Below are 12,710 nucleotides of genomic sequence, written 5' to 3'. Positions count from 1 at the left end.
AACAAATCATGAAGAAACTTGCTGCTATCGCTGCCATTCTGGCCCTGGCTTCTGCACCGGCATTCGCCGCCACTCAGGGCGGATTTTCCGGCCCGTCCAGCACCACGACGACGCAGGCTGGCGGCTTCGTTGGCCCTAACGGCACTGTGACCAACGCGGCGAACGCCAAAACCATGCGTGATGACACCTGGGTTACGCTGCGCGGGAACATCATCGAGCGCGTGTCCGACGATCTGTATATTTTTAAAGATGCCAGTGGCACCGTAAATGTGGATATTGATCACAAGCGCTGGAACGGTCAGACCATCACCCCGCAGGATGTGGTTGAAATCCAGGGTGAAGTGGATAAAGACTGGAACTCCGTTGAAATCGACGTGAAACAGATCCGCAAAGTGAATCCGTAATCTGCTAAGACTGCGCAAGATCGGTCAGGATTCACTGCGGCCAGGTGGGCAGAATATCCCGCAAGGAGGCAGTGATGAGTGACTTATTAAGCGCGGCTTATTCCGAACGCCTGCGGCGCGTTTGCGACCACATTGAGCGTCATCTGGATGAGCCTCTCTCGCTTGAGGCGTTAAGCCGGATGGCGCACAGTTCGCCATTTCATTTCCATCGGCAATTTACCGCCTGGAGCGGCCTGCCGCTGTATCGCTATATCCAATGGTTACGTCTGCGCCGCGCGTCGTGGCGGCTGGCGTTTAACCCGCAGGATAAGGTTATCGATATTGCGCTGGATGCCGGGTTTCAGAACCCGGAGTCGTTCACTCGTGCCTTTAAAACTGCGTTTGGCCAAAACCCGCGCCAGTTCCGCCAAAAACCGGACTGGGCAGCCTGGCACCAACGCGTTCCTAAACTGGCTTTACAGGAGCAGCACGTAATGGACGTGAAAATCGTTGAATTTCCGCAAACCAACGTTGCCATGTTGACCCATCAGGGGCACCCGAATCGGGTGAACGACAGCGCGGCAACCTTTATTGAGTGGCGACGCCGCACCGGGCATTCGCCGGTGACGAGCAGTCAGACCTACGGTATTGCCTGGCATGACCCGCAGACCACGCCGCCGGAACAGTTTCGTTTTGATATCTGCGGCAGCATCGCTAAACCGATACCGGAGAATGCGTACGGCGTGGTTAACGCGGTGATTCCCGGCGGGCGCTGCGCGGTGGTGCGTCATCAGGGAGCGCTGGATTCGCTGTCTGACAGCGTCTGGTATTTGTTCCGCGAATGGCTGCCCGGCAGCGGCGAGACGCCGCGCGACTTCCCGGTCTTTTTCCAGTACCTCAATTTCGTTCATGAGGTGCCGGAACATGCGCTGCTGACGGATATTTATTTACCGCTTCGTTAACCCGCTCCCAACCTCTCTCACGGTTTGTGACTCAGACCGTGAGATAGGGTATTATCTGCGGCAATATTGCCGTCCGAACGGTCAGCATGCAGATTGAGGATCCACTGTTAATGAGCGATATGGCAGAGCGCCTTGCGCTACATGAATTTACGGAAAACGCTTACTTAAACTACTCCATGTACGTCATCATGGATCGTGCGTTGCCGTTTATTGGCGATGGCCTGAAACCGGTGCAGCGCCGCATTGTTTACGCAATGTCGGAACTGGGGTTGAACGCCACCGCAAAATTTAAAAAATCCGCCCGTACCGTCGGTGACGTACTGGGTAAGTACCATCCGCACGGCGATAGCGCCTGCTACGAAGCGATGGTGCTGATGGCGCAGCCGTTCTCTTACCGTTACCCGCTGGTCGATGGCCAGGGGAACTGGGGGGCACCGGACGATCCTAAATCGTTCGCGGCGATGCGTTATACCGAATCCCGCCTGTCGAAATATTCCGAGCTGCTGTTAAGCGAGCTGGGGCAGGGCACAGCCGATTGGGTGCCGAACTTTGACGGCACCATGCAGGAGCCGAAAATGCTGCCTGCGCGCCTGCCTAACATCCTGCTGAACGGCACCACCGGTATTGCCGTGGGGATGGCGACGGATATTCCGCCGCACAACCTACGCGAAGTGGCGAAAGCCGCAATTACCCTGATTGAAAAACCGCAGACCACGCTCGACGAGGTGCTGGATATCGTTCAGGGCCCGGACTACCCGACCGAGGCGGAAATCATCACCTCGCGCGCGGAAATCCGCAAAATTTACCAGAACGGCCGTGGCTCCGTGCGTATGCGCGCGGTGTGGAATAAAGAAGACGGCGCGGTGGTGATTACCGCACTGCCGCATCAGGTTTCCGGCGCTAAGGTGCTGGAACAGATCGCGGCGCAGATGCGTAACAAAAAGCTGCCGATGGTCGATGACCTGCGCGACGAATCCGACCACGAAAACCCGACTCGTCTGGTTATCGTGCCGCGTTCCAACCGCGTGGACATGGAACCGGTGATGCACCACCTGTTCGCCACCACCGATCTGGAAAAGAGCTACCGCATCAACCTGAACATGATCGGGCTGGATGGTCGTCCGGCGGTGAAAAACCTGCTGGAGATCCTCACCGAATGGCTGGCGTTCCGCCGCGACACCGTACGTCGTCGTCTGAACTACCGCCTCGAGAAAGTGCTCAAACGCCTGCATATCCTCGAAGGTTTGCTGGTGGCGTTCCTCAACATCGATGAAGTGATCGAGATTATCCGTCACGAAGATGAGCCGAAACCGGCGCTGATGTCGCGCTTTGGCATCAGCGAAACCCAGGCGGAAGCGATCCTTGAGCTGAAATTGCGCCACCTGGCGAAGCTCGAAGAGATGAAGATCCGCGGCGAGCAGGATGATTTAGCCAAAGAGCGCGATCATCTGCAGTCGATCCTGGCGTCCGAACGCAAAATGAGCAACCTGCTGAAGAAAGAGCTGCAGGCCGATGCCGAAGCCTTCGGTGACGACCGCCGTTCGCCGCTGCATGAGCGCGAAGAAGCGAAAGCGATGAGCGAACATGACATGCTGCCGTCTGAACCTGTCACCATCGTGCTGTCGCAGATGGGCTGGGTACGCAGTGCGAAAGGCCATGACATCGATGCTCAGGGGCTGAACTATAAGTCCGGCGATAGCTGGAAATCGTCGGTGAAAGGCAAGAGCAACCAACCGGTGGTGTTTGTCGACACGACGGGTCGCAGCTACGCCATCGACCCGATTACGCTGCCGTCCGCACGTGGTCAGGGCGAGCCGTTAACCGGCAAGCTAACGCTGCCGCCGGGCGCGACCGTTGAGCATATGCTGATGGAAGGCGACGATACCAAGCTGCTGATGGCATCTGATGCGGGCTACGGTTTCCTGTGTACCTTCAATGACCTGGTGGCGCGTAACCGTGCCGGTAAGGCGCTGATTTCACTGCCGGATAACGCCCGCGTGATGCCGCCGGTGGTCATCGAAGACGAGAGCGATATGCTGCTGGCTATCACCTCGGCGGGTCGTATGCTGATGTTCCCGCTGAGCGACCTGCCGCAGCTGTCAAAAGGTAAGGGCAACAAGATTATTAATATCCCGTCGGCGGAAGCGGCCAGCGGCGTTGATAGCCTGGCGCATCTGTATGTGCTGCCGCCGCAGAGTACGCTGACCTTCCATGTGGGCAAACGTAAGATCAAACTGCGCCCGGAAGAGCTGCAAAAAGTGACGGGTGAGCGCGGTCGTCGCGGCACCCTGATGCGCGGCCTGCAAAAAATCGATCGCATTGAGATTGATTCGCCGCGTCGCGCCTCGGCGGGTGACAGCGAAGAGTAATTATTTTCCCCCGTCGTCAGGCGGGGGAAAAATTACTGTGAAACCGTTGTTAATTCAGCCGTTGCGATTAACAATACCCCTTTGCAGGGGTCTGCAAGTAACAAAGCCCTGTCCGGTATATATCCTGTCGGCACCCGCCTGATCGGTAACATTCTAAGTGGTTCAGGGTTCAGAGGACGCTATGCTATTTATTTTACGTGTCATTATTGTCGTCATTTATTGCATCCTGGTATGCATCTTTGGCTGCATCTATTGCCTGTTCAGTCCGCGTAACCCAAAACACGTCGCCACCTTTGGCCATATGTTTGGCCGTATGGCGCCGGTGTTCGGTTTAAAGGTTGAAACCCGCAAACCGGCTGACGCGGAGCGCTATGGCAACGCGATTTATATCGCCAACCACCAGAACAATTACGATATGGTGACGGCGGCGAATATCGTCCAGCCGCCAACCGTGACGGTCGGTAAAAAGAGCCTGGTGTGGATCCCGTTCTTTGGCCTGCTGTACTGGCTGACCGGCAATCTGCTCATCGACCGCAATAACAAAGCGAAAGCGCACAGTACCATTGCGGAAGTGGCGGATGCCTTTAAAAAACGCAGAATTTCCATCTGGATGTTCCCGGAAGGTACTCGCAGCCGTGGTCGCGGTCTGCTGCCGTTTAAAACCGGTGCGTTCCACGCTGCCATCGCCGCTGGCGTGCCGATTATTCCGGTCTGCGTGTCAAATACCTCCAATAAAATCAAGCTTAACCGCTGGAACAACGGTCTGGTGATTGTTGAAATGCTGGAGCCAATCGACACCAGTGCATGGGGTAAAGATCAGGTTCGCGACCTGGCGAAGCACTGCCGTGAAGTGATGAAGGCTAAAATCGACGAGCTGGACCAGGAAGTGGCCCAGCGTGAGTCTGCCGGTAAAAAGTAATCTCCGCTGATGGCGCGGGTAAACGCTCGCGTCGCACGCTGTTTTACTGTCGGGAAAATGATTTCCCACGTTTGATTAGTTAGTTTTGATGGAGCTTATATGTCACTCAGTCGGCGTCAGTTTATTCAGGCTTCGGGCGTTGCGCTTTGTGCGGGCACCGTGCCGCTGAGGGCTCAAGCTGCAGGGAAGCAACCCGCATTGCCGGTGCCTCCGCTGCTGGAGTCTCGCCGTGGGCAACCGCTATTCTTAACGCTGCAACGTACGCACTGGTCGTTTACCCAGGGCACGCGCGCGTCCGTCTGGGGCGTCAACGGCCGCTATCTTGGGCCGACGATCCGCGTCTGGAAGGGTGATGATGTTAAACTCATCTACAGTAACCGTCTGACGGAAAACGTCGCCATGACCGTGCGTGGCTTGCAGGTGCCGGGGCCGCTGATAGGCGGCGCGGCGCGCATGATGACGCCAAACGCCGACTGGGCGCCGGTGCTGCCTATTCGCCAGAACGCGTCAACGCTGTGGTATCAGGCCAATACGCCGAACCACATGGCGCAGCAGGTGTATAACGGCCTGGCGGGGATGTGGCTGATTGAAGATGAAGTTAGTAAGTCCTTACCATTCCCTAATCACTACGGCGTCGACGACTTCCCGGTCATCATCCAGGATAAGCGTCTGGATAACTTTGGCGCGCCGGTATACGACGAGCCGGGCAGCGGCGGCTTTGTTGGGGATACGTTGCTAGTCAACGGCGTACAGGGGCCGTATGTTGAAGTGTCGCGCGGCTGGGTGCGCCTGCGCTTGCTGAACGCCTCCAACTCCCGCCGCTACTCGCTGCGCATGAGCGATGGCCGTGCGCTGCACGTGATTTCCAGCGATCAGGGCTTCCTGCCTGCGCCAGTCTCCACCACGCAAATCTCGCTGGCGCCGGGCGAACGTCGCGAAGTGCTGGTCGATATGACCAACGGTGACGAAGCCTCCATCACCTGTGGTGAGTCCGCCAGCATCATGGAACGTATTCGCGGCTTCTTCGAACCATCGAGCATTCTGATCTCCACGCTGGTACTGACCTTGCGCCCGACGGGGCTTCTGCCGTTAGTGACCGATAACTTACCGATGCGCATACTGCCAACGGAAGTGCTCAGCGGCACGCCGATTCGCAGCCGTGACATTCTGTTAGGCGACGACCCCGGCATCAACGGCCAGCTGTGGGACCCGCAGCGTATCGATATCACCGCGCAACAGGGCACCTGGGAGCGCTGGACGGTACGCGCCGATGCGCCGCAGTCGTTCCATATTGAAGGGGTGATGTTCCAGATTCGCAACGTCAATGGCGCAACGCCGCTGCCGGAAGACCGTGGCTGGAAAGATACGGTCTGGATTGATGGTCAGGTAGAGCTGCTGGTCTATTACTCGCAGCCGTCATGGCCGCACTTCCCGTTCCAGTACGCCAGCCAGACGCTGGAGCTTGCCGACCGTGGTTCTATTGGACAGATTCTGGTGAATCCAGCTCCATAGTAGGCCGGATAAGACGTTTACGCCGCCATCCGGCAATCAGCACCGAATTGCCTGATGGCGCTACGCTTATCAGGCCTACTGTAGCCCGGCTAAGCGCAGCGACGCCGGGGCCTACACCGCACTAAAAATTCCCACTTCATTAGTAAGGCGATCGGGCTTATAATCCCCGGCCTTTGTCTATTTTTTTGCCAATTTTTCGGAAGCAATATGAGCGCTATCTCCCTGATCCAACCGGATCGCGACCTTTTCTCCTGGCCGCAGTACTGGGCCGCCTGCTTTGGGCCGGCCCCGTTTTTGCCAATGTCACGTGAAGAGATGGATCAACTTGGCTGGGATAGCTGCGACATCATTCTGGTAACCGGCGACGCCTACGTTGACCACCCGAGCTTCGGGATGGCGATTTGTGGCCGTATGCTGGAAGCGCAGGGCTTCCGCGTGGGGATCATCGCCCAGCCGGACTGGAACAGCAAAGACGACTTTATGCGTCTGGGCAAACCGAACCTGTTCTTCGGCGTCACCGCCGGCAATATGGACTCGATGATCAACCGCTACACCGCTGACCGCAAGCTGCGCCATGACGATGCTTATACCCCCGACAACGTCGCAGGGAAACGTCCGGACCGCGCCACGCTGGTCTATACCCAGCGCTGTAAAGAAGCGTGGAAAGATGTGCCGGTGATTCTCGGCGGCATCGAAGCCAGCCTGCGTCGCACCGCGCACTATGATTACTGGTCTGATACCGTACGCCGTTCGGTGCTGATTGACGCCAAGGCTGACATGCTGATGTTCGGTAACGGCGAGCGTCCGCTGGTGGAAGTGGCGCACCGTCTGGCGCTGGGCGAAAAAATTAGCGACATTCGCGACGTGCGTAATACCGCGATCATCGTTAAAGAAGCGCTACCGGGCTGGTCTGGCGTCGACTCAACCCGCATCGACACCCCGGGGAAAATCGACCCGATTCCGCATCCGTACGGCGACGATCTGCCGTGCGCCGACAACAAACCGGTGGCACCGAAAAAGCAGGAAGCCAAAGCCGTGACCGTGCAGCCGCCGCGCCCTAAGCCGTGGGAGAAAACCTACGTGCTGCTGCCGTCCTTTGAAAAGGTCAAAGGCGACAAAGTGCTGTACGCCCACGCTTCCCGTATTCTGCACCATGAAACCAACCCGGGCAGCGCCCGCGCGCTGATGCAGAAGCAGGGCGACCGCTATATCTGGATTAACCCACCGGCGATCCCGCTCTCCACCGAAGAGATGGACAGCGTGTTCGCGCTGCCGTATCAGCGTATCCCGCACCCGTCATACGGCAAGGCGCGTATTCCAGCGTATGAGATGATTCGTTTCTCTATCAATATTATGCGCGGCTGCTTCGGCGGCTGTTCCTTCTGCTCTATCACCGAGCACGAAGGCCGTATTATCCAGAGCCGATCTGAAGATTCGATCATCAACGAAATCGAAGCCATTCGCGACACGGTGCCTGGCTTTACCGGCATTATCTCCGACCTGGGTGGCCCAACGGCCAACATGTATATGCTGCGCTGTAAGTCGCCGCGTGCGGAGCAGACCTGCCGTCGTCTCTCCTGCGTGTACCCGGAAATCTGTCCGCATATGGATACTGACCACACGCCGACGATTAACCTCTACCGCCGAGCCCGCGACCTGAAAGGTATCAAGAAGATCCTGATTGCCTCCGGGGTGCGTTACGACCTGGCGGTGGAAGACCCGCGCTATATCAAAGAGCTGGCCACCCACCATGTGGGCGGCTATCTGAAGATTGCGCCTGAACACACCGAAGAAGGGCCGCTGTCGAAGATGATGAAGCCGGGGATGGGCAGCTATCACCGCTTTAAAGAGCTGTTCGACACCTATTCTAAGCAGGCCGGTAAAGAGCAGTATCTGATCCCGTACTTTATCTCCGCCCACCCAGGGACGCGCGATGAAGATATGGTAAACCTGGCGCTGTGGCTGAAGCAGCACCGTTTCCGTCTGGACCAGGTGCAGAACTTCTACCCGTCGCCGCTGGCGAACTCGACCACCATGTATTACACCGGCAAGAACCCGCTGGGTAAAATTGGCTATAAGAGTGAAGACGTGGTGATCCCGAAAGGCGATAAGCAGCGCCGTCTGCACAAAGCGCTGCTGCGCTATCACGATCCGGCTAACTGGCCGCTGATTCGTACGGCGCTGGAGACGATGGGTAAAAAGCATCTGATCGGCAGCCGCCGTGATTGCCTGGTGCCTGCGCCAACGCTGGATGAAATGCGCGAAGCGCGCCGCCAGAACCGCAACACCCGCCCGGCGCTGACCAAGCACACGCCGGTGGCGCATCAGCGCCAGACGCCTAACGGCATCAAAAAGCGTCCTAAACCCGCGTCCCGATAAAAAAATACCCGGCATAAGCCGGGTATTTTATATGCCTGATGGCGCTTCGCTTATCAGGCCTACTCGATGATGTGTAGGCCGGATAAGGCGTAGCCGCCATCCGGCACTTATCACAGATTAACCGCCAAACTGATCCGGGTCTGGTCCTAAACGCTTGCCCTGATCCAGCTTCGCAATTTCGCTCAGTTCATCTTTATCCAGACGGAAATCCCACACCGCAAAGTTTTCCGCGATGCGCGACGGCGTGACCGATTTCGGGATCACCACCAGGCCGCTGTCGAGGTGCCAGCGAATCACGATCTGCGCGGGAGTCTTACCGTATTTATCCGCCAGAGTACGGATAATTTTCTGGTCAAACACCCCTTCACCGCCTTGCGCCAGCGGGCTCCAGGACTCGGTCTGGATTTTGTGCGTGGCGTTCCAGGCGTTTAGCTGACGCTGCTGCATCAACGGATGCAGCTCAATCTGGTTGATCACCGGCGCCACGCCGGTTTCATCAATCAGCCGCTGTAGGTGAGGCACCTGGAAGTTACACACGCCGATGCTCTTAACCAGCCCCTGTTTTTGCAGTTCGATCAGACTCTTCCACGCATCGATATAGTGATCGGTGGCGGGAACCGGCCAGTGGATCAGATACAGGTCGAGATAATCCAGTTGCAGGTACTCCAGGCTCTCCTGTAGAGCATCCGCCGCCCGGAGATGGGAGTCGTTCCACAGCTTGGTGGTGATGAACAGATCCTCACGAGCAACGCCCGCGCTCGCAATCGCTTTACCGACGCCCGACTCATTTTTGTAAGCGGCGGCGGTATCAATGGAACGGTAGCCCACCTCGAGCGCTTTATGGATCGCGGTGACGACTTCCTCATTCGTGGCCTGCCATACCCCGAGGCCGAGCTGCGGCATTACATTGCCATCGTGCAGTTTAATCACGGTTGGATGTGTCATGCATTTCTCCTTTTTACGAGCTTGCCAGGGCATGACCCTGGCAAGGTTTGTAAGATTAAGTCTGGTCGAAATATGCAAAAACGAAAGGTAAAGCGAGAAGCTCTTAGCGAGCAGCTTCGTAAATACGGCGGCTCACGTCCAGGGTAATATCCTGATTTTCACCCAGTTTGGTCATGCCGTGCTCTTCGAGTTTTTTCAGCAGCGCCGGGATAGAGCTGCCGTCCAGACCGTAGTCGGACAGGCGAGTTGGCACGCCCATTTGTTCGAAGAAGCTGCGGGTAGCGGCGATAGCGGCGTCGATACGCGCATCATCAGACCCTTCGGTGATGTTCCAGACGCGTTCTGCGTACTGCAGCAGTTTGGCACGTTTGGTATCGCGTTTTTCATTCCACAGGGCAGGCAGCACGATAGCCAGCGTCTGCGCGTGATCCAGACCGTGCATTGCGGTCAGTTCGTGGCCCAGCATATGGGTTGCCCAGTCCTGCGGCACGCCAGCGCCAATCAGGCCGTTCAGCGCCTGAGTGGCTGCCCACATGATGTTGGCACGAACGGCGTAGTTTTCCGGTTCCTGCAGCGCTTTCGGGCCATCTTCAACCAGAGTCAGCAGAATGCCTTCCGCGAAGCGGTCCTGAATTTTGCCATCAACCGGGTAAGTCACGTACTGCTCTACGGTGTGAACGAACGCATCCACAACGCCGTTAGCGACCTGACGCGGCGGCAGGGTGTAGGTGTAAACCGGGTCCAGAATCGCAAACAGCGGCTGCACGTGCGGAGACATAAAGGCGCGTTTGTCACCGGTAGTTTTACGGGAGATAACGGCGCCTTTGTTGGACTCGGAACCGGTTGCTGGCAGCGTCAGTACGGAACCCATAGGGATCGCGCTAGCGACGTTGCTGCCGTAGGTTTCCAGAATTTCCCATGGGTCGATGTTGGTATCGTAATGGGCGGCAGCGGCGATAAACTTGGTGCCATCCAGTACGGAACCGCCGCCAACGGCCAGCAGGTAGGTGACTTTCTCTTCGCGGGCAATCTTCACCGCGTTCATCAGGGTTTCATAAGATGGGTTTGGTTCAATCCCGCCGAACTCCAGCACGTCGAGACCCTGCAGTGCGCTCAGCACCTGGTCCAGCACGCCGGTTTTTTTCACGCTGCCGCCGCCGTAGGTAATCAGCACGCGAGCGTCAGCGGGGATCTGAGCGCGCAGGTTTTCGATAGCGCCTTTGCCGAACAGAATGCGGGTCGGGGTATGAAGATCAAAATTAAACATTGCTCGTTCCCTATAGTGTGGGTGGAAAAAGAGGGCGATGAGGGGTCACCGCCGAATGACATCATTGTGGTCTTCGTTGTCGTACCTCTCAATGCACATTTCTGCGATTGTCTTGCCCATTTCTCCATAGCTCTGGAGAAATACGTTAAACAAAGCCACAATGACAGCGTCGGAAAAGGTATCAGGAGCCTCCGTTGATGAACCGTGAAGAGATCTGTTTGCTGCTGACAGATAAAATTAAGCAGCTGAAAAGTAACGAACAAAATCTGCGATCCCTGCTGCCGGATATTCAACTTATCTATGGTACCCAGCCGAGCGGACGCACCCCGGTGATGTACCGGCCGGGCATCGTGTTTCTCTTTTCCGGCTATAAGATTGGTTATATCAACGAGCGTACCTTCCGCTACGATGCCAACGAATATCTGCTGCTCACCGTACCTTTACCCTTCGAGTGTGAAACTTTTGCGACCGAAGAAGCGCCGCTGGCGGGATTACGGCTTGATGTTGATATCCTACAGCTGCAAGAGCTGCTGATGGATATCGGTGAAGACCCGCTGTTTCATCCGTCGTCGATGGCGGAGAGCGGCATCAACTCGGCGACGCTCTCAGAAGAGATTCTTTGTGCCTCCGAACGCCTGCTGGACGTGATGGAACGCCCGCTGGACGCCCGCATTCTGGGGAAACAAATTATTCGTGAAATGCTTTACCACGTGCTGACCGGGCCTCGCGGCGGCGCGCTGATGGCATTGGTCAGTCGCCAGACCCATTTCAGCCAGATTAGCCGGGTGCTCAAGCGTATTGAAAGCCAGTACACCGAAGCCTTAAGCGTGGACCAGCTTGCCGCTGAGGCCAATATGAGCCTGTCGGCGTTTCACCATAACTTCAAGTCGGTAACCAGCACGTCGCCGTTGCAGTATCTGAAAAGCTACCGTCTGCACAAAGCACGCATGATGATGGTTCATGATGGGCTGAAGGCCAGCGCCGCGGCGATGCAGGTGGGATACGAAAGCGCATCGCAGTTCAGCCGGGAGTTTAAACGCTATTTTGGCATAACGCCGGGAGAGGATGCTGCACGGTTGCGGGGAATGTGATTTGTGGCTCGGGTGCTATTCCCGGCGTCGCTGCGCTCGGCCGGGCTACCAGGCGTTGGTAGGCCTGATAAGCGTAGCGCCATCAGGCATGATGCGGCACGTTACCGATTACGCGTCGCAATACTTCTTCTTAATCACCACAATCACCGTACCCAGAAGTCCGGCGACCAGCAGGAAAATAGGCAGGATCATCAGGAAGGTCATCACCTGATCTTCATGACGTTTTACAAACGGGATCATGCTGATGGCATAGCCTAAGCTTGTCACCACGCCCACCCACAGCAGTGCGCTCAGCCAGTTGAACAGCTGGAAGCGGCGGTTCGACAGGCCGGAGATGCCCGCCATCGTTGGCAGCAGGGTACGCACAAACGCCAGGAAACGCCCCGCCAGCAGCGCCAGCAGACCGTGACGATCAAACATGCAGGTGGCCCGCTGATGATATTTATCCGGCAACTGCGCCAGCCAGCCTTTTACCACGCGAGTATTACCCAACCAGCGGCCCTGAATATAGCTCAGCCAGCAGCCCAGGCTTGCTGCAGCGGTCAGGATGGCAATGGTGGGCACGTAGCCCATCACGCCCTTCGCAATGAGCGCGCCCGCCAATAGCAGGAGGCTATCGCCGGGTAAGAATGAAGCGGGAAGCAGGCCATTTTCCAGAAACAGTGTGGCAAACATGACCAGATAAACGATCCCCACGACGTGCGGATTCGCCAGAGCAGCAAAATCGTGCTGCCAAAGCGCGGCGACAATATCTTGAATAACGACCATGAACATTCCTGTGGAACAGCGTTTTCGCTTATTGTACGCCCGAAAGATTAAGAACACCTTGATCGCGTGCGCAACTCATTAAACCGCGCTGTCCTGATTTGCTGACAACAACGCG

10 protein-coding genes are annotated in these 12,710 nt (G+C 56.9%); 7 read left to right on the top strand and 3 right to left on the bottom strand.

Going from position 1 to position 12,710, the window contains the following annotated elements:
* The first annotated feature begins 8 nt into the window (after positions 1-8).
* The 6 genes from ACH1XZ_RS12975 (at position 9) to ACH1XZ_RS12950 (ending at position 8,524) form a co-directional block, all read left to right on the top strand.
* On the top strand, positions 9-404 hold the full coding sequence (locus ACH1XZ_RS12975) for a YgiW/YdeI family stress tolerance OB fold protein (RefSeq protein WP_395595901.1): 396 nt from the start codon (positions 9-11) through the stop codon (positions 402-404).
* A gap of 74 nt (positions 405-478) precedes the next feature.
* On the top strand, positions 479-1,345 hold the full coding sequence (locus ACH1XZ_RS12970) for an AraC family transcriptional regulator (RefSeq protein WP_395595900.1): 867 nt from the start codon (positions 479-481) through the stop codon (positions 1,343-1,345).
* Positions 1,346-1,455: 110 nt separating this feature from the next.
* The gene (gene parC / locus ACH1XZ_RS12965; RefSeq protein WP_395595899.1) at positions 1,456-3,714 is read left to right on the top strand and encodes a DNA topoisomerase IV subunit A; all 2,259 of its coding nucleotides are present in this window, start codon (positions 1,456-1,458) and stop codon (positions 3,712-3,714) included.
* Positions 3,715-3,895: 181 nt separating this feature from the next.
* On the top strand, positions 3,896-4,633 hold the full coding sequence (gene plsC / locus ACH1XZ_RS12960) for a 1-acylglycerol-3-phosphate O-acyltransferase (RefSeq protein ID WP_395595898.1): 738 nt from the start codon (positions 3,896-3,898) through the stop codon (positions 4,631-4,633).
* Positions 4,634-4,732: 99 nt separating this feature from the next.
* Complete coding sequence (gene ftsP, locus ACH1XZ_RS12955; RefSeq protein ID WP_395595897.1) at positions 4,733-6,145, top strand: cell division protein FtsP; 1,413 nt, start codon at positions 4,733-4,735, stop codon at positions 6,143-6,145.
* Between the two features lie 207 nt (positions 6,146-6,352).
* Complete coding sequence (locus ACH1XZ_RS12950) at positions 6,353-8,524, top strand: YgiQ family radical SAM protein (protein WP_395595896.1); 2,172 nt, start codon at positions 6,353-6,355, stop codon at positions 8,522-8,524.
* A 117-nt stretch (positions 8,525-8,641) separates the two neighbouring features.
* Here the strand turns inward: ACH1XZ_RS12950 and dkgA are convergent, their stop codons facing one another.
* Both dkgA and yqhD read right to left on the bottom strand, forming a co-directional pair.
* Positions 8,642-9,469: a 2,5-didehydrogluconate reductase DkgA gene (dkgA, locus tag ACH1XZ_RS12945; RefSeq protein WP_395595895.1), complete on the bottom strand. Its 828-nt coding sequence runs from the start codon at positions 9,467-9,469 to the stop codon at positions 8,642-8,644.
* 103 nt (positions 9,470-9,572) lie between these two features.
* Entirely contained in the window at positions 9,573-10,736 is a 1,164-nt protein-coding gene (yqhD, locus tag ACH1XZ_RS12940) for an alcohol dehydrogenase (protein ID WP_395595894.1), read from the bottom strand.
* Between the two features lie 197 nt (positions 10,737-10,933).
* Here yqhD and ACH1XZ_RS12935 point away from each other — a divergent pair, with 197 nt between their 5' ends.
* On the top strand, positions 10,934-11,827 hold the full coding sequence (locus tag ACH1XZ_RS12935; RefSeq protein WP_395595893.1) for an AraC family transcriptional regulator: 894 nt from the start codon (positions 10,934-10,936) through the stop codon (positions 11,825-11,827).
* 108 nt (positions 11,828-11,935) lie between these two features.
* Here the strand turns inward: ACH1XZ_RS12935 and yghB are convergent, their stop codons facing one another.
* A complete protein-coding gene (gene yghB, locus ACH1XZ_RS12930) occupies positions 11,936-12,595 on the bottom strand; it encodes a DedA family general envelope maintenance protein YghB (protein ID WP_395595892.1) in 660 nt (219 codons plus the stop codon).
* Positions 12,596-12,710: the final 115 nt, after the last annotated feature.

Origin of the sequence: Kluyvera chengduensis (assembly GCF_044197065.1) — a bacterium.
GTDB classification, from domain to species: Bacteria; Pseudomonadota; Gammaproteobacteria; order Enterobacterales; family Enterobacteriaceae; genus Kluyvera; species Kluyvera ascorbata_C.
This window is presented reverse-complemented; position numbering and strand designations above follow the sequence as displayed.

Bases quoted from the DNA above. Each gene is read 5' to 3' on its own strand.
- ftsP (WP_395595897.1), top strand. From the start codon at position 4,733: ATGTCACTCAGTCGGCGTCAGTTTATTCAGGCTTCGGGCGTTGCGCTT.
- ACH1XZ_RS12950 (WP_395595896.1), top strand. From the start codon at position 6,353: ATGAGCGCTATCTCCCTGATCCAACCGGATCGCGACCTTTTCTCCTGG.
- dkgA (WP_395595895.1), bottom strand. From the start codon at position 9,469: ATGACACATCCAACCGTGATTAAACTGCACGATGGCAATGTAATGCCG.
- ACH1XZ_RS12970 (WP_395595900.1), top strand. From the start codon at position 479: ATGAGTGACTTATTAAGCGCGGCTTATTCCGAACGCCTGCGGCGCGTT.
- ACH1XZ_RS12935 (WP_395595893.1), top strand. From the start codon at position 10,934: ATGAACCGTGAAGAGATCTGTTTGCTGCTGACAGATAAAATTAAGCAG.
- plsC (WP_395595898.1), top strand. From the start codon at position 3,896: ATGCTATTTATTTTACGTGTCATTATTGTCGTCATTTATTGCATCCTG.
- parC (WP_395595899.1), top strand. From the start codon at position 1,456: ATGAGCGATATGGCAGAGCGCCTTGCGCTACATGAATTTACGGAAAAC.
- yqhD (WP_395595894.1), bottom strand. From the start codon at position 10,736: ATGTTTAATTTTGATCTTCATACCCCGACCCGCATTCTGTTCGGCAAA.
- yghB (WP_395595892.1), bottom strand. From the start codon at position 12,595: ATGGTCGTTATTCAAGATATTGTCGCCGCGCTTTGGCAGCACGATTTT.
- ACH1XZ_RS12975 (WP_395595901.1), top strand. From the start codon at position 9: ATGAAGAAACTTGCTGCTATCGCTGCCATTCTGGCCCTGGCTTCTGCA.